The sequence below is a fragment of the Micromonospora sp. NPDC049645 genome (genome assembly GCF_040675155.1).
Lineage (GTDB): Bacteria > Actinomycetota > Actinomycetes > Mycobacteriales > Micromonosporaceae > Micromonospora.
Genome location: NZ_JBFAOI010000014.1, coordinates 38,482 through 63,750, shown reverse-complemented (window position 1 = coordinate 63,750; position 25,269 = coordinate 38,482). Strand labels below are relative to the sequence as shown.

The 25,269-nt window shown below is 70.1% G+C and carries 23 protein-coding genes and 1 pseudogene; 12 read left to right on the top strand and 12 right to left on the bottom strand.

Annotation, left to right across the window (positions count from 1 at the left end):
* Positions 1-283 precede the first annotated feature (283 nt).
* Both AB0J33_RS25705 and AB0J33_RS25700 read left to right on the top strand, forming a co-directional pair.
* Positions 284-1,264 (top strand): ATP-binding cassette domain-containing protein, encoded by a 981-nt coding sequence (locus AB0J33_RS25705; protein WP_363616728.1) that lies wholly within the window; start codon positions 284-286, stop codon positions 1,262-1,264.
* Positions 1,261-2,088: an ABC transporter permease gene (locus AB0J33_RS25700; RefSeq protein WP_363616726.1), complete on the top strand. Its 828-nt coding sequence runs from the start codon at positions 1,261-1,263 to the stop codon at positions 2,086-2,088. Before AB0J33_RS25705 ends, AB0J33_RS25700 begins: the two co-directional genes overlap by 4 nt.
* Positions 2,089-2,116: 28 nt before the next feature.
* Here AB0J33_RS25700 and AB0J33_RS25695 read toward each other — a convergent pair whose 3' ends face one another.
* On the bottom strand, positions 2,117-5,293 hold the full coding sequence (locus AB0J33_RS25695; protein ID WP_363616724.1) for a BTAD domain-containing putative transcriptional regulator: 3,177 nt from the start codon (positions 5,291-5,293) through the stop codon (positions 2,117-2,119).
* A 191-nt stretch (positions 5,294-5,484) separates the two neighbouring features.
* On the opposite strand from AB0J33_RS25695, the gene AB0J33_RS25690 reads away from it, so the two are divergent.
* The 4 genes from AB0J33_RS25690 (at position 5,485) to AB0J33_RS25675 (ending at position 9,311) form a co-directional block, all read left to right on the top strand.
* The gene (locus AB0J33_RS25690) at positions 5,485-6,402 is read left to right on the top strand and encodes a siderophore-interacting protein (RefSeq protein ID WP_363616722.1); all 918 of its coding nucleotides are present in this window, start codon (positions 5,485-5,487) and stop codon (positions 6,400-6,402) included.
* A 132-nt stretch (positions 6,403-6,534) separates the two neighbouring features.
* Positions 6,535-7,995, top strand: coding sequence for an SDR family NAD(P)-dependent oxidoreductase (locus tag AB0J33_RS25685; protein ID WP_363616720.1), 1,461 nt, complete (start codon positions 6,535-6,537; stop codon positions 7,993-7,995).
* A 39-nt stretch (positions 7,996-8,034) separates the two neighbouring features.
* Positions 8,035-8,511, top strand: a complete 477-nt coding sequence (locus AB0J33_RS25680) for a heme-degrading domain-containing protein (RefSeq protein WP_363616718.1) — start codon at positions 8,035-8,037, stop codon at positions 8,509-8,511.
* Between the two features lie 125 nt (positions 8,512-8,636).
* Entirely contained in the window at positions 8,637-9,311 is a 675-nt protein-coding gene (locus AB0J33_RS25675; RefSeq protein ID WP_363616716.1) for a hypothetical protein, read from the top strand.
* A 44-nt stretch (positions 9,312-9,355) separates the two neighbouring features.
* Here the strand turns inward: AB0J33_RS25675 and AB0J33_RS25670 are convergent, their stop codons facing one another.
* On the bottom strand, positions 9,356-10,732 hold the full coding sequence (locus AB0J33_RS25670; RefSeq protein WP_363616714.1) for an FAD-dependent monooxygenase: 1,377 nt from the start codon (positions 10,730-10,732) through the stop codon (positions 9,356-9,358).
* A 394-nt stretch (positions 10,733-11,126) separates the two neighbouring features.
* Here AB0J33_RS25670 and AB0J33_RS25665 point away from each other — a divergent pair, with 394 nt between their 5' ends.
* Positions 11,127-12,458: an alpha/beta hydrolase gene (locus AB0J33_RS25665; RefSeq protein ID WP_363616712.1), complete on the top strand. Its 1,332-nt coding sequence runs from the start codon at positions 11,127-11,129 to the stop codon at positions 12,456-12,458.
* A 29-nt stretch (positions 12,459-12,487) separates the two neighbouring features.
* Here AB0J33_RS25665 and AB0J33_RS25660 read toward each other — a convergent pair whose 3' ends face one another.
* Positions 12,488-13,714 (bottom strand): MFS transporter, encoded by a 1,227-nt coding sequence (locus AB0J33_RS25660; protein WP_363616710.1) that lies wholly within the window; start codon positions 13,712-13,714, stop codon positions 12,488-12,490.
* A 41-nt stretch (positions 13,715-13,755) separates the two neighbouring features.
* On the opposite strand from AB0J33_RS25660, the gene AB0J33_RS25655 reads away from it, so the two are divergent.
* Entirely contained in the window at positions 13,756-14,850 is a 1,095-nt protein-coding gene (locus tag AB0J33_RS25655) for an ROK family protein (RefSeq protein ID WP_363616708.1), read from the top strand.
* A gap of 91 nt (positions 14,851-14,941) precedes the next feature.
* Here the strand turns inward: AB0J33_RS25655 and AB0J33_RS25650 are convergent, their stop codons facing one another.
* Positions 14,942-15,325 carry a MerR family transcriptional regulator gene (locus AB0J33_RS25650; protein WP_363616706.1) on the bottom strand — a complete coding sequence of 128 codons (384 nt, stop codon included), beginning with the start codon at positions 15,323-15,325 and terminating at the stop codon, positions 14,942-14,944.
* A 114-nt stretch (positions 15,326-15,439) separates the two neighbouring features.
* Between AB0J33_RS25650 and AB0J33_RS25645 the strand changes: the two genes are divergently transcribed.
* Positions 15,440-16,144: an SDR family oxidoreductase gene (locus tag AB0J33_RS25645; protein ID WP_363616704.1), complete on the top strand. Its 705-nt coding sequence runs from the start codon at positions 15,440-15,442 to the stop codon at positions 16,142-16,144.
* A gap of 12 nt (positions 16,145-16,156) precedes the next feature.
* Here AB0J33_RS25645 and AB0J33_RS25640 read toward each other — a convergent pair whose 3' ends face one another.
* Entirely contained in the window at positions 16,157-17,434 is a 1,278-nt protein-coding gene (locus AB0J33_RS25640; protein WP_363616702.1) for an Ig-like domain-containing protein, read from the bottom strand.
* 103 nt (positions 17,435-17,537) lie between these two features.
* A complete protein-coding gene (locus AB0J33_RS25635) occupies positions 17,538-18,413 on the bottom strand; it encodes a S41 family peptidase (protein WP_363616700.1) in 876 nt (291 codons plus the stop codon).
* 348 nt (positions 18,414-18,761) lie between these two features.
* Between AB0J33_RS25635 and AB0J33_RS25630 the strand changes: the two genes are divergently transcribed.
* A complete protein-coding gene (locus AB0J33_RS25630; protein WP_363616698.1) occupies positions 18,762-19,898 on the top strand; it encodes a DUF1996 domain-containing protein in 1,137 nt (378 codons plus the stop codon).
* Between the two features lie 133 nt (positions 19,899-20,031).
* Here AB0J33_RS25630 and AB0J33_RS25625 read toward each other — a convergent pair whose 3' ends face one another.
* From AB0J33_RS25625 to AB0J33_RS25610, 4 genes are read right to left on the bottom strand one after another with little or no spacing between them, the layout of a single operon-like run.
* A complete protein-coding gene (locus AB0J33_RS25625) occupies positions 20,032-20,205 on the bottom strand; it encodes a hypothetical protein (protein ID WP_363616696.1) in 174 nt (57 codons plus the stop codon).
* Positions 20,202-20,420, bottom strand: coding sequence for a hypothetical protein (locus AB0J33_RS25620; protein WP_363616694.1), 219 nt, complete (start codon positions 20,418-20,420; stop codon positions 20,202-20,204). Before AB0J33_RS25620 ends, AB0J33_RS25625 begins: the two co-directional genes overlap by 4 nt.
* On the bottom strand, positions 20,417-20,596 hold the full coding sequence (locus AB0J33_RS25615) for a hypothetical protein (RefSeq protein ID WP_363616692.1): 180 nt from the start codon (positions 20,594-20,596) through the stop codon (positions 20,417-20,419). The genes AB0J33_RS25620 and AB0J33_RS25615 overlap by 4 nt, the downstream gene beginning before the upstream one ends.
* On the bottom strand, positions 20,593-20,769 hold the full coding sequence (locus AB0J33_RS25610; protein ID WP_363616690.1) for a hypothetical protein: 177 nt from the start codon (positions 20,767-20,769) through the stop codon (positions 20,593-20,595). The genes AB0J33_RS25615 and AB0J33_RS25610 overlap by 4 nt, the downstream gene beginning before the upstream one ends.
* Positions 20,770-21,001: 232 nt before the next feature.
* Between AB0J33_RS25610 and AB0J33_RS25605 the strand changes: the two genes are divergently transcribed.
* Positions 21,002-22,129, top strand: coding sequence for a helix-turn-helix transcriptional regulator (locus AB0J33_RS25605; protein ID WP_363616688.1), 1,128 nt, complete (start codon positions 21,002-21,004; stop codon positions 22,127-22,129).
* Positions 22,126-22,704 (top strand): HD domain-containing protein, encoded by a 579-nt coding sequence (locus tag AB0J33_RS25600; protein WP_363616686.1) that lies wholly within the window; start codon positions 22,126-22,128, stop codon positions 22,702-22,704. The genes AB0J33_RS25605 and AB0J33_RS25600 overlap by 4 nt, the downstream gene beginning before the upstream one ends.
* 743 nt (positions 22,705-23,447) lie before the next feature.
* On the opposite strand, the pseudogene AB0J33_RS25595 reads toward AB0J33_RS25600, so the two are convergent.
* Both AB0J33_RS25595 and AB0J33_RS25590 read right to left on the bottom strand, forming a co-directional pair.
* Positions 23,448-23,588 (bottom strand): annotated as a pseudogene (locus AB0J33_RS25595) (transcriptional regulator NrdR); the annotation flags it as partial.
* Between the two features lie 679 nt (positions 23,589-24,267).
* Entirely contained in the window at positions 24,268-24,603 is a 336-nt protein-coding gene (locus AB0J33_RS25590) for a hypothetical protein (protein WP_363616684.1), read from the bottom strand.
* Positions 24,604-25,269 lie beyond the last annotated feature (666 nt).

Sequence of the window (25,269 nt, the reverse complement as noted above, 5' to 3'; positions counted from 1 at the left end):
TGACGCCGGCACCGGTCAGGTGTCCATCAGACCGGCACCTGCAAGGTTCCCTCAGACCGGACAATGCCGCCGGGTCCGGTGAAAGTCGCCCGGAGGACACCTGCCGATCGAGTTGGCCCAGCAGCCCGCCCCGGTCCCCAACAAGATCCACGACGTCGATTCGAGGCCGCGCGTACCCGAGGAGCAACCGGACCACCGCCATCCCGGCACCGGAGGACCCCCTTGTCAGCCGGTGTCGGTGGCGTGTCAGGGCCGTGTCAGCCGGCCCGCGCAGACTGTACGCATGACAGCTGACCTGGTGATCGAGGCCGAGGGCCTCGTGAAGACCTTCGGGAAGACGAGGGCGCTTCAGGGCGTGGACCTCGCCGTACCCCGCGGCACGGTGCTCGGGGTGCTCGGCCCCAACGGCGCCGGCAAGACCACCGCCGTGCGCATCCTCTCCACCCTGCTGGCCCCGGACGGCGGCACCGCCCGCATCAGCGGTTTCGACGTGGTACGGGACGCCGAGCGTGTTCGGCAGAGCATCGGCCTCACCGGCCAGTACGCCTCGGTCGACGAGGACCTGACCGGGCGGCAGAACCTGGAGCTGTTCGGCACCCTGCTGGAGCTGGGGCGTACCGGCGCCCGGCGACGGGCCGCCGAGTTGCTCGACTGGTTCGACCTGACCGATGCCGCGAACCGGCCGGCCAAGACGTACTCCGGGGGCATGCGGCGACGGCTGGACCTGGCCGCCAGCCTCGTCGGCTCCCCCGATGTGATCTTCCTGGACGAGCCGACCACCGGCCTCGACCCGGCCAAGCGCGAGGACATGTGGGACGTGGTCCGCTCACTGGTCAACAACGGCTCGACGGTGCTGCTCACCACGCAGTATCTGGAGGAGGCCGACGCGCTCGCCGACGCGATCACGGTGATCGACCACGGCCGGGTCATCGCGCACGACACCCCGGAAGGCCTGAAGCGGGTGGTCGGCGGGCAGACCCTTGAGGTCCGGCCGTCGGATCCGGCGCAGTTGCCCCGCACCGCGGAGATCCTGACCCAGGTCGGCTCCGGCGGTCAGGCCGACGAGATCCGCAAGGGCGTGCTCGCGGTGCCGGTCACCGACGACACGGCCCTGACCGAGAGCGTCGCGCGGTTCGCCACGGCCGGCATCGCGGTCACCGAACTCTCCCTGCACCTGCCGAGCCTCGACGAGGTGTTCTTCACCCTCACCGGGCGTACGGCGTCCGACGACGACACCACCCGCCCCACGGAGGTCGCGGCATGAGCACTCTGATCGACACGGCACCGCCCCGAAACCGGGGGCTGTCGACAACCACCCCGAACCCACGGCCGTTCCGGCTGGTCCGACACTCGTTGGCGCTCGCGAAGCGCAGCCTCATCAAGACCTGGCGTACGCCCGAGGCGCTCATCGACGTCACCCTGCAACCGGTGCTGTTCCTCATCATCTTCGTGTACGTCTTCGGCGGCGCCGTCGCCGGATCGACCCACGACTACCTTCAGTTCCTGCTGCCCGGCATCCTGGCGCAGACGATCGCGACCGGCGCCATCGCGATCGGTGTCAACCTCAACACCGACATCGCCAAGGGCATCTTCGACCGGTTCCGGTCGTTGCCCATCCCCCGCTCGGCCCCCCTGGTCGGCGCGGTCCTCGGCGACGTGGTCCGGTACGTCATCGTCACCGTGTCGACCCTCGCGATCGGCTACGTGATGGGTTTCCGGATCGAGACCGACCTGTTCCGGGCGGTCGCCGGGTGTCTGCTCGCGGTGCTCTTCGCGCTCTGCCTGAGCTGGCTGCCGGTGCTCGTGTCGATGAAGGTGCGCACCGCGGGCGCCGTGCAGGGGGTGATGTTCGCGCTGATCATGCCGCTGAGCTTCGCGTCCAACGTGTTCGTCGGCGCCGACACCCTGCCGGGCTGGATGCAGGCGTTCGTGGACGTCAACCCGATGACGCACCTGGTGGCGTCGGTACGCGGACTGTTCCTGGGCACCCCGCTCGGCAACCACGTCTGGTGGACGCTCGCCTGGTGCGCCGGCTTCGTGGCGCTGTTCATGCCGCTGGCGCTGCGCGCGTACCGCAAGAAGGTCTGAGCGCGCGGCATCCGCACGGAGGTCCGGGTCAGGCGAGCAGGTCGTCCATCAGCTCGCGGATCCGGCTGATGGCCGCGGCGGCCGGTCGCTCGCGCCACGCGGCCAGCAACGGCTCACGCAGCTCCTCGTCCCCGAGGATGGCGGTGAGCCGTTCGCCGTTCTCGGACGGGAAGAACATCTCGATCTGGGTGCCGATCCGCTGCGCGAGTGCGGACAGTTCACGGGCGGTGTCGACGTCGTCCCGGTACGCGGCAAGTTCCGCACCGCCGGACGCCCAGGCCCCGATCACCGGCAGGTCCCGCGAGGTCAGCGCGTCGTCGCGGGCGAGCGACAGCATCGCGGCCGCCTGGACGGCGGCGGCCCCCGACACCCGGCGAGCCTGGGCCACCCGGAGGTAGAGGACCGCCGCCGTGGTTCGGAGCATCACGCGCGGCTGTGGCAGGGGCCCGACCCAGTGGGCGAGGATGCGGGTCACCTCGTCGGTGAGGGCCAGCACGTCGTCGTACCGCTTGCGCTGCCAGGCGAGGCGGGCCAGGCCGAGCAGCGCCTGCGCGGCATCCAACTGCTCGGCCTGGCCCAGTGCGGCCGTCTCCCCCAGTCGCCGCTCCGCCTCCGCGTCGCCGGCGAGGGCGAGTTGCGCGTCCAGCCGGACCCGGATCGACCGAGCATCCTGCGCGGCGCCGACCAGTTCCATGTGCTGCACACTGCGGGTCAGCCACTCGGCCGACCGGACATCCCCGCCGGGGACCAGGAACTGCCCGACGGCGCCCGCCGCCATCGCCATGCCCCAGTGGTCGCCGGCGGCCTCGAACCGGTGGTACGCCTGCTCCGCGTCGCGGATCGACGCATCCGGCAGGCCGGCGTTCTCCCGCACCGCCGCGCGCGCGAACAACCCAAGCCCCTGCACGTACGGGTCGGGGTGCGCGATCATCTCGGTCGCGCTCTTCAGGTTCTGTTCCAGGTTGGACACGTCGAAACTGGGCAGCGCCGACGCGAGCGCGGTCAGCCGGGACGACACCTCGGTGGGACGTTCGGCCAGGAGTGTCCGCAGGGCCCGCCGGGCGAGCACGGCGGGCCGCAGATCGGCGCTGACGCCGGCGTTCACGCTGATCACCACGCACATCCAGGCCAGCCGGTCGGCGTTGGGCAGTGGCCGGCCGCTGGCCGCACCGCGCAGGATCGCCGACCGCAGCCGCCGCTGCGGGTTGTCGATGTGCAGCAGCCCACGCGTCCAGGCGAGGACCTCGAGATGCAGGCCGCGCACCGACCAGAGGTGTAACAGCGCGGTGGCGACGTCGACCGAGGCCGGCTCGTCGTCCTCGCGCATCGCCCACCGCAGACCCGCGACCAGGTTGTCCTGCTCGGCGGCGCAGCGGTGCAGCGCCTCGACCTGCTCGGGGCCGATGAACCGGTCGGTGAGCGCGACCGCCTGCTGCCGCGCCCACCTGACCAGGCCGGCCATCGCCAGATCCCGGCCGCCGGCGGCGTCCAGCCGGACCTCGCCGTACTCGCGGACCGTCTCGAGCATCCGGTAGCGCGGCGGGCCGTCCCCCTCGACCAGGGTCAGCAGGGACTGTTCCACCAGCGTCGCCAGGCCGCGGCGCACGTCCGGGGCCTGCGCGACGGCGGCGGCGAGGTCCGCGGTGAACGGCGCGGGAATGACGGCGACCCGTTGCAGCAGGTCGCGGTCGGCCTCAGCGAGCAGTTCCCGGCTCCAGTCGACCAACGCCCACAGGCTCGCGTGCCGCTCGGGCAGGCCGCGCAGGGCGTCTTCGAGCAGCGCGAACCGGTCGGTCAGCCCGGCGAGCACGTCGTCGATCGGCATGTGCCGCAGTCGCGCGGCGGCCAGTTCGAGCGCCAACGGCAGGTTGTCGAGTCGGTGGCAGAGGGCGAGCGCCCGTTCGGTGTCCCAGGTCGGCACCGCGCCGCCGGCCCGTGCCCGGGACTCGACAAGCGCGAGGGCGTCAGCGTCCGGCAGGGCGGTGAGCCGGTGCACCAGTTCGCCGGCCAGGCCCAGTGGGGCGCGGCTCGTCGCGAGCACCGCGACCTCCGGCGAGGTCACCGCGACCAGATCCGCGACGACGACGGCCACCGCGTCGAGCACGTGCTCGCAGTTGTCGAGCACCAGCAGCCCGTCGAGGTCCGGTGCGACGGCGCGCAGTCGCTCCTCGGGGCTGAGCACCCGTCGTTCCAGACCCAGGTTGCCCCCGGTCGTCGTGCTGTCCGCCCCGCCGAGCGCGGCGAGCACGGTGGGCAGCACCTCGTCGGGCGAGCGCAGGCCAGCGAGTTCGATCACGCGTACCGCCTGTCCGGCCGCCGCGGTGCGCCGCGCCACCTCGGCGGCGAGCCGGGTCTTGCCCGCCCCACCGGTCGCCACGATCGTGACGACAGGTGTCTCGGCGAGAGCGCCGGTGACGGCCGTGACGTCCTGCTCCCGCCCGACGAGGGCGGCCATCGGACGGCGCCACGCGGTGGGCAGCGCGATCCGCACCGGTTTCCGGGGCGGTGCCGCGACGGGCGCGGCGGTCAGTTCGCCGCGCAGCAGCGCCAGGTGAACCTGGGTGATCACCGGCGAGGGATCGGTGCCGTACCGGTCGGCCAGCTCGGTGCGCAGCCGCTCGACCACCTCCAGCGCCTCCGCCTCCCGCCCCTGGGCGGCAAGCACCCGCACGAGCAGGGCGGCGGACGGCTCGTCCGGCGGGGTACGCGCGACCAGTCGGCCCAGGTCGACCTCGTCGAGCGGGCCGACGCCGGCGAGTGCCGCCTGCGCGCGCAGCGCGGCGACCTCCGCGAACAGGCGGGTGTCCTCGGCGCTGTCCAGCTCCGGCACCTCGGGAAACAGCGCACGTGCCCGATCGGCCAGGTCGCGGGCGACCCGGATGTCACCGCGTTGGAGCGTGGCGCGCGCCTGGTCGACGAGCCCGCGCGCCTCGACCGCGTCGATCGTGATCTCCTCGACGGGCAGCCGGTATCCGCCCGGCGCGGCGACCACCGGTAGTCCGAGACGGCGCACCCGGGACACGAGTGCCTGGACGGCGCCCGTCGCGTCGTCGGGTGGCGCGCCGTCCCAGATGGCGTCCACCAGCAGGCTCATGGAGACCGCCCGACCGCGCGCGTCGATGAGCGCGCGGAGCACCGCCGCGAGCCGTTCACCCCGTACGGGCTGGCCGTCGACGGCGAGTGGGCCGAGGGTCGCGATCTGCACGGACTCAGCATCCCCCACCCGGGCGCGGACCCGACGACCGCCGGTCCGCCCGGCCGGTCGGAGCCGCGTGCCCAGCTTGACAGGCCGTCACTTAGTTAGGTTAGCCTCACCTCATGTGCTCGCCCAGCCGGCCGGCGCCTCCCGGGGCGAGCACCACCCGGTAGACACCGGCCCGAGCCGAGAGAGGCACCATGACCCAGACCCTGCCGATCGCCCCGTGGCGCGTGTTCGCCGTCACCGTCCGCGCGGTACGCCGACTCAGCCCGACCTTCACCCGGGTGACCTTCACCGGGGCGGACCTCGACCGCTTCGCCGACAACGGTTACGACCAGCGGATCAAGCTGGCGCTGCCGCTGCCCGGTCAGCGTGGGGTGAACCTTCCCGATGGCGCGGACTGGTACCCGAAGTGGAGGGCCCTGCCGGCGCACCTGCGCAACCCGGTGCGCACCTACACCGTGCGGGCGGTCCGACCGCACCTGGCCGAGGTGGACGTCGACCTGGTGCTGCACGGCGACAGCGGCCCGGCGACGCGCTGGGCTCGGCGGGCCAGCGTCGGCGACGAGATCGCGCTGGTCGGGCCGGACGCCGGATACGACGGCAACCACGGCGGGGTCGAGTTTCGACAGTCGACCGGCGACGCCCTGCTGTTGGCCGGGGACGAGACGGCCGTGCCGGCGATCAGCAGCATCTGTGAGCGACTTCCCCTCGACGCCCGGGGCACCGTCGTGCTGGAGGTGCCCGACGCCGCCGACGTGTTGCCGCTGGTCGCGCCCCCTGGCATCGAGGTCCGCTGGCTGCCGCGGGGTGCCGACGGGTACGGCAGCCGGTTGGTGCCCGCCGTCGTCGTCGCGGCCGGTGAGCTGTTGGCCACCGGCGCGTCGGCGGCCGTCCGGCCCGAGCCGGACGTGGACGTGGACGTGGACGTGGACACCGGGATCCTGTGGGAGGTTCCGGAGGAGGTGGCCGCGGTACCGCTGTACGCGTGGCTGGCCGGGGAGGCCGGCGTCATCCGTGATCTGCGCCGACACCTGGTCACCGAGCGGGGGCTGGACCGGCGGGCGGTGGCCTTCATGGGCTACTGGCGGCTCGGTCGCGCCGACGCCGACTGACCGCGCGGCGAGGCGGACGCCGGTCGGCGGGCCGCGAGGTGCGTCGGGGGCCGTGGGGCGCGTACCGTTTCGGGTCGGACTTGGGGCGGGCCGGTTGGATCCGGCACGGGATACGGGACGAGACAACGACGCATGACGGTGGACAACATTACCGAAAACGGTCACGACGGTATTGACCGAAGCCGGCTGGAGGACTGCCTCAGCGTCTTCGAGGCGTTGGAGGCGTTGCCCTCGGACCACCCCGACGTGGTGCGGGTGCAGCGGGCCACCGCCCGGCTCTACAAGGTGATCAAGCAGCGGCGGCGCGAGGAGCGGCGAGACGCCATCCTCGCCGCCGACCGCGCGGTGACCGAGGCCACCGCCACCGGCGCTCCCGGCCGGATCGACGACGAGACGCAGGGCATCCCGCTGGCGTCCTCCGTGGCGGGCGAGACGGCGGGCTTCCTGCACAACCCGCGCGGCTGCTACGTCTGCAAGCAGCGCTACCGCGAGGTGGACGCGTTCTACCACCAGCTCTGCCCGTCCTGTGCCGCGCTCAACCGGGAGCGCCGGGACGCCCGCACCGACCTGACCGGCCGGCGCGCGCTGCTCACCGGCGGCCGGGCCAAGATCGGCATGTACATCGCGCTGCGGCTGCTGCGCGACGGCGCGCACACGACGGTGACGACGCGGTTCCCGCACGACGCGGTCCGCCGGTTCGCCGCGATGCCCGACAGCGGAGACTGGCTGCACCGGCTGCGCGTCGTCGGGATCGACCTGCGCGACCCCGCCCAGGTGATCGCTCTCGCCGACTCGGTCAGCAGCCAGGGCCCCCTCGACATCCTGATCAACAACGCCGCGCAGACCGTCCGCCGGTCCCCCGGGGCGTACGCGCAGCTCGTCGCGGCGGAGGCCGCGGCCCTGCCGGACGGTCCACTGCCGGAACTGATCACGTTCGCCAAGCAGGACGGGCAGGGCGCCCCGGTGGGCAGCCTGACCGCCGGGCCGCAGTCGACCGCGCTCACCCCGCACGCGCTGACCGCGCTGGCCCTCACCAGCGGCTCCGCCTCACCGGAACGGATCGCGGCGGCCACGGCCATCGACGCCGGCGGTCTCGTGCCCGACCTCGACTCGGTCAACAGCTGGGTCCAACGGGTGCAGGAGGTGGACCCGGTGGAGCTGCTCGAAGTGCAACTGTGCAACGTCACCGCACCGTTCGTGCTGGTCAGCCGATTGCGAGCGGCGATGGCCGCCGCACCGGCCCGGCGTAAGTACGTGGTGAACGTGTCGGCCATGGAGGGCCAGTTCGGCCGCGGCTACAAGGGGCCGGGGCACCCGCACACCAACATGGCCAAGGCCGCGCTGAACATGCTGACCCGTACCAGCGCCCAGGAGATGTTGACCGACGGGATCCTGATGACCAGCGTCGACACCGGCTGGATCACCGACGAGCGCCCCCACCCGACCAAGATGCGGCTGGCCGACGAAGGGTTCCACGCCCCGCTGGACCTGGTCGACGGCGCGGCCCGGGTGTACGACCCGATCGTCCGCGGCGAGCAGGGCGAGGACCTCTACGGCTGTTTCCTGAAGGACTACGCGCCCTGCGCCTGGTGATCGCCCGATGATCGCCTCCGCACGATGAGGAGAAGAAACATGTCAGCTGACCGTGAGCCGTGGCCGACGCTGGACGAGCTGCTGCGCGAGGAGGGTGAGCTGGAGCTCGCCGGCCTGTCCGAGACCGACGCGTACGAGCTGGGAATGCTCGCGGTCACCGCCGCCACCGAGCAGCGGCTGCCGGTGTCGGTGGGTGTGTGGCGGGCCGGGCGTCAGCTGTTCCACTGCGGCCTGCCGGGGTCGACGGCGGACAACGACGCCTGGCTACGCCGCAAGGGGCGGGTGGTGATGCGGTTCGAGCACTCCTCGCTCTACATGGCCCGGCTGTGCCAGGACAAGCAGGTGACGCTGGCCGAGCGGTTCGGACTGCCGGCCTCGCGGTACGCGGCGGCCGGCGGCGCGGTGCCGCTGCGCGTGCGCGGCACCGGCGTGGTGGGCTGGGTCGGTGTGTCCGGGCTACCGCAGCTGGACGATCACCGCTTCGTCGTCGACATTCTCCGTAAGCTCCCCCGCTAGGGCGGGCATACCACCGGATATGGCTGGCACGGCGGGCCGCTCCGTCGTGGCCGCCACCTGCTGAGCAACGATCGCCGGTCAGCACGCCGTGGGAGCGGCGCCGGACCGCTGCTACGGTCTGCGCCATGGTTGCCGTGTGGCGCATCGTGGACTACCGGCGCGCGGAGACGCCCGTGACCGAGCCGATCACCAAGTTCGGCGGTCAGCCCACCTGGCTCGGGCCACCGCAGTGGCCGGTCAGCGCGGCCTGGGGCACGCCGATGCGCTTCCTGTGCCAGATCGCGATCGAGCCCGAACTCGTCGGCGACGGCCCGGGACGGCTCGCCTATGTCTTCGTCACGCACGGGGACCACGGACGCGATGCCGACGAGTTCGACCCGGACGTCATCCTCGCTGACGGGGGCGAGAACGCCGTGGTCGTCCAGCCCGGCACCTTCGCCGGGCCCACCGTCTCGCTGGCCAACGGCCCGACGCTCTACCACGCCGATGGGTCACCTGCGGAGTACACAGTCGACCTGGTGCGCGACGAGGATCCCGAACCCCTCTTGTCGGACGCTTACCTGGCGCTGTCGTCCGAGGACCGGGACCGCTACGTCCAGGCGATCGACTACGACAAGATCGGCGGTACGGTCCTGCCGCCCGAACCCACCGACTGGCCTGCGGGCGGGCCGTGGCGGCCACTTCTGCGTCTGGCGACGAACTGGACGCCGTTCCATCTCAACCTCGGTGCCGCTCCCGTGGCCCTCGCGTTTCTGTCCGCGGACGGCCGCGCAGGCTGCCTTCTGGTGGAGGACTCCTAGGACCGGCCCGGCGGCCTCGGGTCGAGGCCGCCGGGGCTGCCCACTCAGTGTGCGCGACGGTTGGCGCGCAGGGCGTCCAGGAGCACGCCGGGCCGGGCCAGCGAGCGCGGGTGTTCGCGCATGGAAACGACGTCGTTGAACCGGCGCGCGGTCGTCACGTCCGTGACGGTCGCCTCGATGATCCGCCGGCTGGCCCAGCTCGAGAGCCGGTAGCCGCGTGGGTAGGGGCCATTGACGTGCGGCAGCGCCAGGTCCGCGGAGGTCGAGATGGACCATGCGGCGTCGACCACTACCTTCTGTAGCGCGAGGTAGTGACGCGCGGGCGTCCGCAGATCCGGGCCGGAGCGCAGGTACGTGGACAGGCAGGCCGCGTGCAGGGCCGCTGCCGTCATGCCCTGGCCGTACACCGGGTTGAACGACGCGACGGCGTCACCGACGCTGAGCAGCCCGGCCGGGAACCGGGTCAGCGCGTGGAAGTCCCGTCGTCGGCTGTCGGAGTGGTGATAGGTCTGGACGTCGCCGAGCATCTCCTGGTCGGCGACCGCACCGAACTCGGGTGGGAACTGCTCCCGCAGGCGGCGGACGAAGTCCTCCGCGGTGCGCCCGGGGCGGTCGTTGCCGTAACCGGCCATCATGGCCATCCACCGGCCGTCCTCGATGGCGAAGAAAGCGGCGCCGGCCACGTCCATCGCCATCTTCGGGGTGTGCAGTGCCAACACGACGGTCGAGGCCGGGGCGACGTCCGGGCGGCGGAACAGGGCGGTCGCGTAGTTGAGATGCACGGTCATCCGTCGGGTGACCGGCCGCTCCCAGTCGGCCTGCTCCAGCCAGTCCGACAGTTTGCTGGAGCGCCCCATGGCGTCCACCACGAGGTCGGCGCGCTCGACGCCGGGCACTCCACCGACGTCGCAGCGGACCCCGGTGACCGCGCCGTCGTCGAACACGAGGCCGGTGGCACGGGCGGTCACCGTCTTGACGTTGGGCAGTCGAAGCACCTGCTGGCGGATCAGGCCCTCCAGCAGCGGCCGGCTGCCCGCCAGGCTGTCGGCGTCGTCGGGGACGACGACCTTCAGGCGTCCGTCGAGGTAGTTGCGCCGGGCCGCGGGCGGCGCCTCGACCGCCCCGCGCGCCAGCGCCTCGTCGCGGAACCCGGGAAACATCCGCTCCAGCTGGAAGAGACCGCCGGGCAGCAGCGCGTGCAGTTGGGTCCCCTGGGGTACGCCGGGTCGCGCGCCGCTCACCTGCGGGTCGTCGCGGTCGATGATGACGACGGTGTCGGCGTGATCGGACAGCACCCGCGCGGCCAACAGGCCGGCGACGCTGCCGCCGACCACCACGGCCGTACCCATGATCGGGGAGGGTTGGTCAGGGGGTCGCGCCGCGTTCAGCTCGGCGAAGACCCGGGACGGGGAGAGGGACATCGTGCTCTCCAAGGGGTAACGAGGTGTGTGCCCTCCCCGGTGGCTGCCCGCGACCGCGCGCGGACAGACCGGTGGACGGTCGTTCGACGTGATGCCCGCCGATCGTCGCACAACCGCCGGAACGTCAACCGGCTGTGTCCGCCAGATGACCACCTGCTGACCGACGGTCCCAACGCGAGGTACGCCGGATGCTGATCAACCACAATGCCGGCAAACCCGCCGTCGACCCCGAGCGACCCGACCGGACCTCGGCGCACGGCCTCGGGGTAGTGCTCAACCAGAGCCTGCTCGCCAAGGAGGTCAGCTGACCGGAAGGTGTGGACCGTCGCGCCGCACCCTGACACGATACTTGCGCTAGTAGTGCAAATACTTCGTCCGTCAAGGTGGAGGATCGATGCACACGTCTCTCCGCAGGCTGCTCTGCGTGGTTGCCGGCGTCGCCGTCGCGGCCAGCCTGTCCGCCGTCCCCGTGCCGCGCGCCGCCGAGGCCGCCGCCGCCACACCGGCGTACCGTCCAGTGATCTTCGTGCACGGCAGCGCGGGGTCGGCGGCGCAGTTCCAGTCCCAGGCCAAACGACTGGCCAGCAACGGCTACCCGATCGACATCATCGAAGCCCACGAGTACGACTCCCCGAACGTGGCGGCGATCCTGCCCCAGGTGTACGCGGGGCTCGACGCGCGGATCGCCCGTCTGCTGGCGGCCACCGGCTCGGACCGGGTCGACCTGCTCGCACACTCCCTGGGCACCTTCGTCACGCAGGGCTACCTCGCCAGTTCCCCCGAGCGGGCCGCCCGGGTCGCGCACTACGTCAACCTGGACGGGCGTACCGCGACCTCCCCACCGGGCGGTGTGCCCACCCTCGCCATCTGGGGTGAGGGCGACCCGGCCCGCGCCATCGCCGGCGCGACCAACGTTCACCTGCCGGAGCAGTCCCACACCCAGACCGTGTCGTCGCCGGAGTCGTTCGGGGAGATGTTCCGGTTCCTCCGGGGGCGCAACCCGCACACGACACGGATCGTGCCGCAACTCTTCGGCGCGGCCCGGGTCTCCGGCCGCGCGGTGCTCTTTCCGAGCAACGTCGGCGTCACCGGCGCGACTCTTGAGGTCTACCCGGTCGATCCGCTGACCGGCGGCCGACTGTCACATCGGCCCACGCATCGTCTGCCCCTGGGTGGCGACGGCTCGTTCGGCCCACTCCCGGTGCTCGCGACCGCTCGCTACGAGTTCGCGATCGTGCGTCCCGGCGCCGCCACGCACCACTTCTACTTCCAGCCGTTCCTCCGCTCGGACTCGTTCGTACGCCTCGCGACCAGCGTGCCGGGCGAGGGCCTCAGCGCCCTGGTCGACACCAGCGACCGGCACACGGCGCTCACCATCCAACGCCAGAAGGAGTGGTGGGGTGACCAGGGCGGGGCCGGCGACAACCTGTGGATCAACGGTAGGGACGTCCTGAACGCGGCGAACACACCTCGGGTCAAGAGGACGATCGCCATCTTCGCCTTCGACGACGGCAGCGATGCCGTCACGGATCTGTCGACCCCGTTGCCGGAGTTCTTCAGCCAGACCTTCATCACCGGCATGGATTTGTTCATCCCGGCGGCGCCGTCGCAGCTCGGCGTCGCCCGGATAACCGTGGGCCAACGCGGCGGCGGCTACGAGGTGATCAATGTGCCGAACTGGAGGTCGAGCACCGATCGGGTGACGGTCAACGTGGATGACTTCTGACCCCCCGCGCGGGCGGTGGCCCGGCCACGTCAGGTCGAGACGGTGGCCGGGACCCGCTCGCGCACCCGTCGTCCGACCGCGAAGCTGACCAGGCCCAGGGCCAACCCGACGACCGCCAGCACGATGCCCACCCGGGCCGGCGCGAGGTAACCGAAGCCGGCGGCGATGGCGACGCTGCCCAGCGCGGCGCCCAGGCTGTTCGCGATGTTCATGGCCGACTGGTTGAGCGCCGCGCCCATCAGTTGCGCGCCGGGGGCGACGGTGATCAGACGCGCCTGCAGGACCGGACCGAGGTAGAGGCTGGTCGCACCGACCAGGAACGCGCCCACGAACAGGCCGACGTGGGTCTCCGCCACCAGGCTGAACACGGCGATGCTCACGATCATCGCCACGAACCCGATGACCATGCTGCGCCGCAGGTCGCGGTCCGCCAGCCAGCCGCCCAGGGCGTTGCCGACGGTCATGCCGAGACCCACCGCGACCAGGGCCCACGGCACCGTCGCGGCGGAGAGGCCGGTGACGTCGGTGGTGACCGGCGCGATGTAGGTGTTCACCGCGAAGAACCCCGCGAAGCCCACCGCGCCGGTCGCGGCGACCAGCCAGACCTGCGAGGTCCGCAACGCCCGCAGCTCGGCGGCCGGCGAACCGTCGACCGCCGCCGCGACCTCCGGCACGACGGCCAGCACCGCCAGCAGGGTGAGCAGGAAGAAGCCGGCGATGACCAGGTACGCGAGCCGCCACCCGGCCGCCTGCCCGAGCCGGGTGATGAGGGGTACGCCGACCAGGTTGCTCACGGTCAGACCGCCGAGCACGGTGGCGAAACCACGGGCCTCGTTACCGGGGCCCATCAGGGTCGCCGCGAGCAGACCCGCCGCGCCGAAGTACGCGCCGTGCGGCAGCGCCGCCGCGAACCGCGCCACCAGCACCAGGTCGAAGGTGGGGGCGACGGCGGATGCGACAGTGCCGACGGCGAAGAGGACCAGCAGACCGAGTACGAGCTTCTTTCGGGGCAGGCGGGCACTCAGCGCGGCGATCAGGGGTGCCCCCACGACCACGCCGAGCGCGTACGCGGTGATCATCCAGCCGGCACGGGCGACCGCGTCCGACGACGACCGCGCGTACTCGTGCGGGAGCAGACCGCGGGCGATGTCGGGCAGCAGCCCCATCGCCACGAACTCGGTCAGGCCGACCGCGACGCCGCCCAGCGCCAGCGCGGCCAATGCCGCCAACCGGCGACCCCTACTCAACTCGATCACCGAAAAAATTTAGCAACAGCGTTGCGTAATAGGGTGGTGAGATGACTCGCGTCACTGCCGACGTCGGCTTCCTGCGCGGCTACAACCAGGCACGGGTCATGGCTGTGGCCCGTGCCGCTCGCACCTTCGAGCGCTCGACCGTGGTCGCGGCCACCGGCCTGACCCCGCAGGCGGTCTCCAAGGTCATCGCCCGGCTGACCGCCGACGGGCTGATCCGTCCCGCTGGCGTCCGGCGTCCGGGCATCGGCAAGCCCGCGGTCGTCTACGCGCTCGTTCCGGACAGCCGGTACGCGATCGGCGCCCACGTGGCCCGGCGCACGCTGCGACTCGTCCTGGTCGACCTGGCCGGCACCGTGCGCCACTCGGCGGTCAGCCCACTGCCCCGCGACTTCACCCCGGAGCAGCTCCTCGACGCGCTGGCCACCGGCATCGACACCATGGCCGGCACCGCTGACCTGCGGAGCCGACTCACCGGGCTGGGCATCGGCATGATCGGCCCACTCGACCACGCCAACGGCCTGGTCCGGGACGCGCACGGTCTGCGGCACTGGCACGACGTACCGCTGCGCGAGATCGCCGAGAAACACCTGGCGCTCCCCGTCCACCTGGACAAGGACGTCACCGCGGGGGTCACCGCGGAGGCGTGGCGGCACGGCGCGACGTTCGGTGACGCGGCCCTCATCATGGTCGAGTCCGGCATCGGTGCGGGTTTCTGGCTGGGTGGCACGGCGCACCGGGGCGCCCACACCAACGCGGGCGAGTTCGGCCACACGGTCGTCGCCCTGGACGGACCCGGCTGCGTCTGCGGCCGGCACGGGTGCCTGGAGATCGTGCACCACCACGCCACCGAGGCCGGCGACACCGCACGGGCCGCCCGCGTGCTGGCCGTGGGCGTCGTCAACCTGCTCCAGACCCTCGACCTCGCCCACGTGGTGCTGGCCGGCGCGGACCTGCTCCGGCATTCGCAGACCTACCTGACGGCGGTCACCGAGGCCGTCGGGGCGGACGCGCGGCGCGCGGACTGGCTCCGCACGAGGGTGTGGCTGTCCGGCCTCGGCGCGGACGCGATCGCCGCCGGCGCCGCCATGCAGGTCCTCGACCAGCACTACGGCATCCCGGAACTCGCCCCGATCTGACCGCCGACGGCCGCCCGGCGCGAGCATTCGGCGGCGCTTGGCGGCCGGCCGGCGGCGGGCGGCGGGGGGAGCGCCCCGCCCGGTCGGGCCGTTACGGCACCAGGGCGGTGGACTCCACGTGGGCGCATCCGCTGGCCGGGCTCTCGCTTGCGGCGATGACCGCGTCGAGCCGGTCCCGCGCGTCGCGGAGTTGGTTGATCTGCTCGTCGATGCGGGCCCGTTCCGCGCGCAGCAGCGCCCGGGACTCCGGCGTGTTGACCTTCGCGTCGACACAGGGCAGCAGATCCAGGATGGTCCGGCTGGACAGGCCGGAGGCGTACAACGTCTGGATCAGGTGCACCCGCTCGACCGCGCTGTCGCCGTAGTGGCGTTGCCCGCCACTACTGCGGGCGGCGGTCAGCAGGCCCTGCTCCTCGTAGTAGCGCAGGGCGCGCACCGACACCCCGGTCGTCGTGGCGAGCGCACCGATGCGCATGGCCCTCCCCCTCTGGTGACACCTGTCACACGACCTTGTCTCTCACATCCACGTCAGGTTTTACCGTAGCTCGCGTACCGCTCGTTCCTGAAATTCGACAGGAGACAACACGTCATGCAGATCAGCGGCTCGATCGCGCTCGTCACCGGCGCCAACCGTGGCATCGGCCGGCACTTCGCCCGACAGTTGGTGGAGCGTGGCGCGACCAAGGTGTACGCCACGGCCCGCAACCCCGAGCAGATCGACATTCCCGGCGTGGAGAAGCTCCAGTTGGACATCACCGACCCGCGGTCCGTCGCAGCGGCGGCAGCCGCCGCACCCGACGTCACCCTGCTGGTCAACAACGCCGGGATCACCACCTTCACCAACCTGGTCGACGGCGACCTGGGCAAGATCCGGTCCGAGTTGGACACGCACTTCTGGGGCACCCTGAGCATGGTCCGGGCGTTCGCTCCGGTGCTGGGCGCCAACGGTGGAGGGGCGATCCTCAACGTCCTGTCGGCGTTGTCGTGGTTCTCCCACGACGGGGCCAACGCGTACGGGGTGGCGAAGGCGGCCGAGTGGAGCCTGACCAACGGCATCCGACTGGAACTCGCCGGTCAGGGGACCCTCGTGACCGGCCTGCACCTGGGCGCCGCCGACACCGACATGATGGCCAGCTACGACGGCGAGAAGATGGACCCCGCCGATGTCGTCCGTGCGGCTCTGGACGGTGTCGAGGCCGACCGGATGGAGGTCCTTGCCGATGAGTGGAGCGTTCTCGTCAAGGAGGCCCTGGCCAAAGACCCGAGCGCCTTCTACGCCCTGACCGGGCGGTGAGCACCCGGTGGTTCAGCCGCCGGGCGCGGCCGGCGGCGGTGAGGCGCCGGTAACCGCACGGGCGGGCGGCGTCGATGCCGGGGCCGGTCGAAGACCCGCGGGTACGGGCAGTGCGCTGCCCTTGACGAACTGGGTCCAACTGGTGTTCCAGGCCGTCCAGCCGTTGCCCGGCTCAAGCCGGACCTCGGTGCCGGTGAAGGTGACCAGGTCACCGACCTGGGTGACGTCCATCAGCCACTCGGCGTTGGCCGGTGAGACGTTGGTGCAGCCGTGCGAGACGTTGCGGTGGCCCTGATCCGACACCGACCAGGGCGCTGCGTGGATGAACTCGCCGCCCCAGGTCAGGCGCTGCGCGTCCTCGACGTTCACCACGTAGCCGCCGTTCGGCTCACCCCGGGTGTCGAACGTGGTGTACTGGTGCTTCTCCATGATCACCATCTTGCCGCTGGACGTCGGGGTGCTCGCCTTGCCGAGGCTGACCGGGATCTTGCGGATCACCTTGCCGTCCCGCAGCACGCGCATCTGCTTGGTGGCGTTGTTGACCTCCAGCGCCACCTGCCGCCCGATCCGGGACGTCGCGGTGCGGTCGGCGTCACCGATCCGGTTCGGCCCGATGGGTAGACCCTGTAGTCCGGCCCGGACACTGATCGTCGTGCCCGGCCGCCAGAAGTCGGGCGCCCGGTAGTAGACCTGGCTGCCGTCGTCCACCCAGGACCAGGCGCCCGGCTGCGGTGGGTTCGTCGTGACGAACAGCCGGCGCTGCACGTCGGCGCGGGCCGCCTGGGCGATGGGCGGATCGAAGCCGATGGTCACCGGCATGGCGGTGCCGTACGTCTGCTTGTCGTCGAAGTACAGGGTGCTGGTCACCTGCGGCTTCGTCGACGTCGGCATGGTGGTGAAGGTCGTGGTGCGGGTGGTGGTCCCACCGGAGTCGCCGTGGGCGGTCACCTGTGCGGTGTAGGTGCGCTGCGGCTGCAACGGAACGGTCGGCACCCAGGCGGAGCCGTCCTCCCGTGGCTCCGCCCTGACCAGGGCCCCCTTGTCGTCGACGATGCGCACACCGGTGATCCTCCCGCCCGTCACGAGCGGCACGACCTCGGCGCTGAGCGGCACGTTCCGGGACAGATCGACGGGTGTGACGGTGAGCTGCGGCGGTGGTGCCACCCGCTCGGCGGGCCGCACGGCGCCCTTCGGCTCGGCGGACTTCCGCGCGGCGGTGCACCCACCGAAAACCAGGGGTGTCACCGCCGCCGTCACCGCTACGAGCGCGATTCGCCTTCGTAACCCCATGGACCGTCCCCCGGCTGCCGTGTTCTCCGTGGCGGCAATTCTCTCCACGTCCACCGCGTCGTGCGGTGTTTCCCGGGAATCACGAAGCGAAGGGGGACGCGCGTCAGATCGCCCTGAGCGCCGTGTCGAGCGCCTGGTCGGCCGGCACGGGTCGGTCGGGGACCACTCCGACGCCCTCCCAGTTGGTGCCGGTGACGCTGTTGATGGTCCGGGCGGTCGGCACGGTCACCAGGATGTGTGCGGTGACCGGGTGGCGGGCCGTCGGATGCGCGCCGCCCCGGGTCGTCTCACCGACGACGACGGCCCGACCGTGCGCCTGCAGGGTGTACGCCACGTCCTCACCCCCGGAGAACGTCGTCGCGCTGGTCAGCACGAAGACCGGGCGGTCCAGATAGCGCGGCGCGGGCAGGTGCGCGGTCGTCCAGAACTGGCGGGTGGCGCCGGTGGACCGCTCGTAGAAGTCGTTGAGGTGCACCTGGTCGTCGCGGAAGAAGTAGCTGCACCACATCGCGGCTCCCTCCGGAGTTCCGCCGGTGCACGCGCGCAGGTCGAGGATGAGCGCGCGGCTGAGGGCGACCAGGTGCATGGCCGCGCCGATCGCGCTGGCCCCTTCGTCGGCGTACGTGATGCGCCGCAGGTCGATCAGCCCAACGTTGCCGTCCAGGTGCTCGACCCGGCGGATTCCCTGGTTCTCCGCCCTGAGCAGCGCGAGGAACGCGGCCCGCCCCCCGTCCTCGTCCGCCGGATCCAGCGACTGCGGCTGGTCCGCCCACAGCAGCCGCAGGTGCTTGTCCGGGCAGGCCTGTTGAAGATGGGCGGTCACCGTCTCGCAGAGCGCCGGACCGTCCAGGTCGTCGTACTCGCCGGCGGCGAGACGGCGACGGATGGCGGCGTCGATGTCCGCGACCTTCGCAGGAAAGACGTACCCTGCCTCGATCCGATCCAGGGCTTGCCCGATTATCTGTTCGTTGGTGAGCACGGCCGGCGATGCTAGGCCGTAGACATCGCCATGGCCAGCGAATTTCGCGGCGGCCCAGGTGTAACCGCGTGTGGCCGTAGCCGCCCCGAGCGAGGTGCTTGCGCCGCACGGCCGGGACGTGGTCGATGTGGTGGCCGGCCGCCTACCTGAGGTGGAGTGTCGCCGCAGTCGCCGATTACAGTTTTTGGAAAAGAACCAAAGAATTGGTACTGAGATGTCATCGCCCTGGTTCCGCAAAGTCGACCAGGCCATCGCTGAGCGCTATTTAAGGGAGAATTAATCGTCTCGGTTGGAAACGGGCAGGGGGTCGACTCGTATTCTTCGTACTCGAAAGAAAGGTGCACCCCGTTGATAGAACTGCGATCCACCCCACGACACCGTCGTGCCGTCACCGCCCTGCTGCTGCTGAGCGTGGCGCTCGCCGGGGGATGCAAGGAGGCGCCGGGCACTCCCGGCGCGTCCGGCCCATCCAGCGACACCGGCATCGGCTCGTCCGACCCGGACGCGCCGACGGCCACCGCCCCGGGCGACCCGTCGGCCACGCCGAGCGCCCCGGGCGCGTCGGGCACCCCGTCCACTCCCGGTAGGCCGGCGAGCCCGGCGACCAGTGCCGCCGCGCCCACCGCGTCCGGAGGCTGGATCACCATCGACGCCGCCGCGCAGGCCGCCGCCACCAAGGCGTTCTTCGCGCGCAAGCCGAAGCCGGTGACCGGCAACCCCGTCAAGGTGCCCGAATTCAACGTCGGCTGTACGACCAGCCACCACAACAGCGACGACCCGATCGTGCTGCCCAAGCTGGTGGGCGGGTCGCACAACCACACCTTCTGGGGCAACAGGTCGACCGACGCCAACTCGACCGCCGCATCACTGCGGGCGTCGAAGGCGACCACCTGCAACTCGCCCGACGACCAGTCCGCCTACTGGGTGCCGACGATGTACCAGAACGGCAAGGTCGTGGACCCGAAGGAGGTGACCGTCTACTACGGCTCCCGGCTGAAGGACCCGAGCAAAACCCAGCCCTTCCCGTTCGGCCTGCGGATGATCACCGGTAACGCCAAGAACCAGGTCGACACCCCGGACAAGCAGGGCAACCACTTCTGGTGCGCCGGCATCGGCGGCGAGATCGGCCGCAGCGCCGACAAGACGTTCCCGGTCTGCGCCAAGACCGCGCACATCGTCCGGCAGATCACCTTCCCGGACTGCTGGGACGGCAAGCACCTGGACAGCCCCGACCACAAGGCGCACATGGCCAACGGGGACCACACCGGCGCTTGCCCGAAGAGCCACCCGGTGCCCGTCCCGTCGGTGTCCTTCGTGATCTCGTACCCGTTGAGCGCCAACACGGACGGCATCACCCTCGCGTCCGGCACGTCGTTCTCCATGCACGCTGACTTCTTCAACGCGTGGAAGGACGAGGCGCTCGCCGCCCGGGTGCGCAACTGCCTCGACCAGGGCGTGAAGTGCAACTCGGCCGGCAACTTCTAGGGCGGTCGTCGATCTGAGCTGGCCCGCGGATCGTCGCGGGCCAGTGATCGAGACGTAGCGAGGTTCCCGGTGGACGGCTCAGCCACCGGGCGGAATTGAAGACCGGGGACCTCACCTAGTCAGAGCCATGGCATCAGACGAGGCGCTGGATCCGCACCTTCGGGTGCGCGTTTCTCAGGTGGCCGTGCTTGTGTTGGCGGACCTGTTCGTTCCAGACTTCCTGGTCGTAGTCCGGGTCCGGCGGGATCCACCTGTGCGAGCCGTCGCTGTAGTGGAACTTCTCGTCGCCGGGCCGCAGGATGCTCATCGGAGCCAGCCGAGGAAGCGTCTGTGCAGCGCACCCGCCGGCACCCAGGTCAGGTCCTCGGAGGCCCGCGCCAGCTGGGCACCCAGGTAGACGGCCAGGGATATCGGAGCGTCGTCGAACTCGGCGTGTAGCTCGCGCTGCCGTGTGCGGCAGGGCCAGGGCGCATCGCAGCCGCCGCAGCTCCAGATCGGCAGCACCGGGCCGTGGGTGGTCATGCGCGGTCTCCGAGCAGCGCCGCCGTTAGGGACCGAGCCTGCCGGCTGGTCGCCCAGTCCACCTGCCAGCACGGGTACGGCGTGAGCCGTGACCACGACGCCCAGCAGCCGTTGCACAGACCATTTCTGCCCGGCAGATGCGCGACCAGGATCCGATGCTCCGCTTCGCTGCTCACTGCTCCTCCTCGGCGGGCCAGTGCGTCCGCTTGATGGGGATGCGGTGTCTGCTGCGACAGGGCAGTTCCGCCCCGCAGCGGCAGGTCCACCTCCACTTCGGCCACGACCATGCCGGGCGGTGTCGCCGCGCCAGGGTCATCGCGACGGCGATCAGGTACTGGTCGTAGGTCACCCGTCGCCATGATGGTGTCCTGTCCCGCATCGCTGGCTCCCTCCACCAGGCAGCACTTCACGGCCGACCCCGAAACGACGGGACCGGATCTGGAACGTTCGGTAACTGCGACGCTACGATCACGACGACGATGGTTGGACTCACCCGCAGTAGGCGTGAGCAGGCCAGATGGGCTGCCGCAGCTTTGGTTTCACGGCGGAACGTCGACCACGGGTCAACGTAGGGATGACGGATGACAGGTCGCGGACGATCAGCACCACATCGCGGCGCGGTGACCGGCTACCTGTTCAAGCTGATTCGGGAGTCCATCCCGCTCACGCAGGAGCAGCTCGCCGTCGATCTGGACGTCGATCGGGTGACCGTGCAGAGCTGGGAATCCGGGCGCCGGCCGTTCACCGCGGTACCGCTCGGACAGGCGATCACCGTCCGACGCCGGCTCGGACGGCTCGGCGCGAACACACTCCTACTCGCAGCACTTGACGACGCCGCCGAGGCGGACCTCATCCTCGCCGCCGTCCTCGACGAACAGGTGGACCGCTGCGACATCGCCGAACAGCCGCTGGGCTGGTCCGTACTCACCCACCGCCTGACCGACTTGATCCTCTGGGCCGCCCTCGGGCAGACACCGACCTTCACCAGAGGGCTACCCATCACCCACCCTCGGCGGGGTCCAGTCGCGTCGGGGCCGACCCTGCCCGCCGACGAGCAACGTGCATTCTTCGCTCACCTTCATGTCCTCGCCGATCGCGCCACAGCCGGACGGCACCAAAACATGCTGCTGCATAGGCAAGCCTGCTTCCTTGCCGGCATGGACCCCACCAAGGCCGCAGCAGGTTGGCTCGCCCAGACCACCGCCCGAGCACACCGTACGACCACCTTCCACACCTGGTCACCGCTGTGGCCTGACGCCCGCTCCGTCGTCACGTCCCTCGCCAACCAGGGCGACCCGGAACCGTTACGAGACTTCCTCGCTCGCGCACATCCCGACGATGCCTGCGAGCGAGCAGCCCTCAACTACTCGGCCTACTGGGTGGGTGAGATCCCGTACCGCCACCGCGACGACTCCTTCATGCCCGAAGCGCTCACTGACTGGCACGGCTCAATCCTTCTTCAGCACCTGGTCCATCGCCTCGATCCGGGGCATCCGTTCGTCGACCTCAACATCCACAACGTCTGGGCTCTGCTGGCCGCACGACGCGGCCTCGCTCTCGACAGCCTCGCCGTGACTCGGGCGCTTCTCGACCGTAGCGTCCCGCTCCTGGACAGTGACCGGATCTCCGCGCAGTCACGGAAGGAACTAACCTCTATCGTCTACAGCCTGCGGGCGGACGGACTCACCGGCACAGGGACGGGCAGATGACCGACGACCACGACGCCGCCGGAGCGATGAACTTCATCTTCGAAGCCGGCGTCCTCAAACGCGCCGCCCGGACCGGCTGGTGGTTCGCCGGCGTCAAGCAACCCGAATCCATCGCCGAACACTCCTTCCGAACAGCGCTCATTGGAATGATGCTCGCCGCCATGGAGGGCGCCGACCCAGCCCGAGTGTCGATGCTCTGCACCCTGCACGACACCCAGGAAACCCGAATCACCGACATCCCACACATCGCCAAGCGCTATCTCACCGCCGTACCCAACACCGCCGTCACCGCCGACCAGGTCGCCACCTGTCCCCCAGCCGTCGCCGACGTCATCACCGCCGCCGTCGCCGAATACGAAGCCGGCGAGACACTGGAAGCCGTCGTCGCCCGCGACGCAGACAAGCTGGAATGCCTCGTCCAAGCCGTCGAGTACCGCCACCAGGGCATCGACAACGTGCAGCGCTGGATCGACAGCTCACGGGCCGCCCTGAAGACCGCCAGCGCCCACCGCATTGCCGACGCCGCCCTCACCGCACAACCCCTGGCCTGGCTCACTCCCCCGCCGCAGCAGTAAGTGTTCAACACTTGGCGTTGTATTGATCGAAGGTGAGGGCGTAGTCGATCAACACGGACAAGATGCCGGCTAAGCTTGCCCTTCGTTCGTGGCCGGTGGTCAATGTTCGTCACCCCTGGTCCGCCTCTGACGGCCTGAAAACGGCATGATCTTGGGGATGCTGCGGGCTCCCGGCCGCCTCGCTTGTAGTTCTGGGCGCTCCGTCCGGCAGGGTCCGTCCACGTCTGCAACCTCGGGCGGCTGCCCTCGTCTCGGCCGTCGCTGTCACCGCTGCTGTCGACACCGTTGCTGCACACGGCTTAGGAACGGGGTAGCGCTAGCCGGTCGACCTGGCCCCCTATCAGGACATACAACCCTGCGTCTGTAGCGAGTCTGATCATTCCGCGAATATTTCGGACCTTGTCCTCGCTTGCTGTGCATGACAGCTGGCTTGGCTGCACGGTCGGTGGCACAGCCAAGCCCGCGACGGGCTTAGGCCAAGGCTTCGTGAAGCAGGCCGGCCAGTGCGATGCCTATGGTGATGCCTGGCACCAAACCACCAATGATTCCGATCCCAAGGCCGGCCGCCGTTGACACCGCGATGATGAACGCCCAGCGAAGCGGCAACCTGCCCTTACCCGTAGGTTGCCTGTTGGCGCTCGTGGTCATGCTGTCTCTTGCCATCTCAACCGCCCCTCGTCCGCGCGGCACCTACCGCGCGGTTTGATCCGCCAGAAACCCAAGAACCGAGCCACCGCGAACGCTTACGGCGACCACAGCGCCTCGACCTCACGCTCGAAGTCCGCGAGCGAGTCGAACAAGCGGTAGACGCTGTCGAACCGCAGGTAGGCCAACTCGTTCAGATCGCGCAGCGGCCTCAGGGCGGCTGGGCCAACCTTCCGAGAATCGACCACCCGGAAGTCGGGGTTCCAGCAGTACGGGGGACCAGAGCCACAATCCGTCGTACAGGTCGACTCGTCCGTCACCCACCAGGCCAGCCGAGCCGACATGGTGTTGACCTGCTGTTTTCTTCGGACGTTGGTGGTTGTCGGTGGTTGCCTCTGGTCAGCGGTTGAAGGCCCGGGGACGGCCCAGGGCCGGCCCAAGAGCAGCCATCCGCCGGATGGCTGCTCAACGACCAACATCCGTCAAAGACATTTACTGTTCGTCATCGATCAACTGCAGATCCTGTATGAAGATCCTTCGGCGGCACTGGAGCTGCTAGCTCTCTTGGCGTTGATCGCCGTCTGGTGGTCCGGCAACGCCGGCCCTGAGCTTCTCTACTTCCTGTCCGCGGGCGCGGTCATATGGTCGCTGCTTCAGGCCCCCGCATGGTTTGGTTCCGGTACCCGCAAGCGAGGAGCCTTTTGCCGCAACAACAAGGACTTCCAGCAGCGGTGCCGCTCCCGCCGACGCACATGGTCGGGTCCCCCGGCCGCTCGTGCCTATCGTCAACCAACTAGTCACCCACCACGTTCTTCCGGCCTTCCATCACGGATGATGGTGCTGTCTCGCGGGGCTTCTTGTCGGCGGAGCGATATCCCAACCTCGCGCCCGCACAGCCCGCATTCCATTTCGATGACCTCATCCCCGGGGCCAAAATATCGCTGCCAGGACCACCGTTCCCGATGCCGCTGAACCTAAAACACTGATGACGTGTCGCGTCATCACGCCCATCCGCGTCTTCGGTAGAATCTGTCGCAGCCGATACGTCGCGTCGACCATCGGCGCCAGGAAAGCTGTTACGATCGCCAGTCGCAACACCCACAGCCATCCTGGCTCTGCCCCATCAGCCAGCACAACCTGAATTACCTCGCATTCAGCGAGCGCTAGGACAACCAGCATGTAAAGCTGCATCAAAATCGGGTAAAGTCGCCAGAAGTCCAACTTTCCAGATGCAGCAAGGTCTGTCTCTTTCATGCTGGCAACTGAAGAGCGGATTTCTAGTCCTAACGCGATTGCCACCACCGGAATCACTTAAGCGATCAGCGCTGCACTGTCTGTGGTCACGGAAGTATAGTAAGGCAGCCGGGGCAACACCATAAGTGCTCGTTATCACCTTGCAAGGCACCCGGACGCCGGAACTCATTGGCAACACTGGGGTTGGACTGTGAGCGGACTATTGGCGTAGCCTCGCGAAGGTCGTCCACTCGGGCGCTGAGCTGCGCAAATACCAAGCGTTAATGGTCTTCATTAGTCTCGGTCCGCGTTCGACGGCCTGGCGACTGCCTGGGCCTGGTCCTCGTCGATCCCGGGCTCTCTCGCCCGCTCCTTACCCTCGCTTGTAGTTCTGTGCGCTCCGTCCGGCGGGGTCCGTCCACGTCGACGCTGCTGCCGCACGCGGGTTAGGAAGGAAATTGCGTTCGCGCGGCTGGGCTCAGCCCGCCGCTGCCGAGAGATTTACCGCGTAGGCCCCTAAAACGAGAGCCACGGACAAAGCTGTCAGCTTCAGAATCCCCATGGGACCCTCCTCCATCAGCTCAGCAACTCTTTCGAGTGCAACTGCCAAGAGCGTGAAGAGCCATCCGGCGATCATGAACAGGAGCGACGGAACCCGCAGCTGCGGGCTCAGCCCAGCGTCGGCGT

What these genes read in the sequence shown, in the direction of transcription:
- AB0J33_RS25705 (WP_363616728.1), top strand. Translation starts at nt 284, where the DNA reads ATGACAGCTGACCTGGTGATCGAGGCCGAGGGCCTCGTGAAGACCTTC.
- AB0J33_RS25700 (WP_363616726.1), top strand. Translation starts at nt 1,261, where the DNA reads ATGAGCACTCTGATCGACACGGCACCGCCCCGAAACCGGGGGCTGTCG.
- AB0J33_RS25690 (WP_363616722.1), top strand. Translation starts at nt 5,485, where the DNA reads ATGACCCAGACCCTGCCGATCGCCCCGTGGCGCGTGTTCGCCGTCACC.
- AB0J33_RS25685 (WP_363616720.1), top strand. Translation starts at nt 6,535, where the DNA reads ATGACGGTGGACAACATTACCGAAAACGGTCACGACGGTATTGACCGA.
- AB0J33_RS25680 (WP_363616718.1), top strand. Translation starts at nt 8,035, where the DNA reads ATGTCAGCTGACCGTGAGCCGTGGCCGACGCTGGACGAGCTGCTGCGC.
- AB0J33_RS25675 (WP_363616716.1), top strand. Translation starts at nt 8,637, where the DNA reads ATGGTTGCCGTGTGGCGCATCGTGGACTACCGGCGCGCGGAGACGCCC.
- AB0J33_RS25670 (WP_363616714.1), bottom strand. Translation starts at nt 10,732, where the DNA reads ATGTCCCTCTCCCCGTCCCGGGTCTTCGCCGAGCTGAACGCGGCGCGA.
- AB0J33_RS25665 (WP_363616712.1), top strand. Translation starts at nt 11,127, where the DNA reads ATGCACACGTCTCTCCGCAGGCTGCTCTGCGTGGTTGCCGGCGTCGCC.
- AB0J33_RS25655 (WP_363616708.1), top strand. Translation starts at nt 13,756, where the DNA reads ATGACTCGCGTCACTGCCGACGTCGGCTTCCTGCGCGGCTACAACCAG.
- AB0J33_RS25650 (WP_363616706.1), bottom strand. Translation starts at nt 15,325, where the DNA reads ATGCGCATCGGTGCGCTCGCCACGACGACCGGGGTGTCGGTGCGCGCC.
- AB0J33_RS25645 (WP_363616704.1), top strand. Translation starts at nt 15,440, where the DNA reads ATGCAGATCAGCGGCTCGATCGCGCTCGTCACCGGCGCCAACCGTGGC.
- AB0J33_RS25640 (WP_363616702.1), bottom strand. Translation starts at nt 17,434, where the DNA reads ATGGGGTTACGAAGGCGAATCGCGCTCGTAGCGGTGACGGCGGCGGTG.
- AB0J33_RS25625 (WP_363616696.1), bottom strand. Translation starts at nt 20,205, where the DNA reads ATGAGCATCCTGCGGCCCGGCGACGAGAAGTTCCACTACAGCGACGGC.
- AB0J33_RS25620 (WP_363616694.1), bottom strand. Translation starts at nt 20,420, where the DNA reads ATGACCACCCACGGCCCGGTGCTGCCGATCTGGAGCTGCGGCGGCTGC.
- AB0J33_RS25605 (WP_363616688.1), top strand. Translation starts at nt 21,002, where the DNA reads ATGACAGGTCGCGGACGATCAGCACCACATCGCGGCGCGGTGACCGGC.
- AB0J33_RS25600 (WP_363616686.1), top strand. Translation starts at nt 22,126, where the DNA reads ATGACCGACGACCACGACGCCGCCGGAGCGATGAACTTCATCTTCGAA.
- AB0J33_RS25590 (WP_363616684.1), bottom strand. Translation starts at nt 24,603, where the DNA reads ATGAAAGAGACAGACCTTGCTGCATCTGGAAAGTTGGACTTCTGGCGA.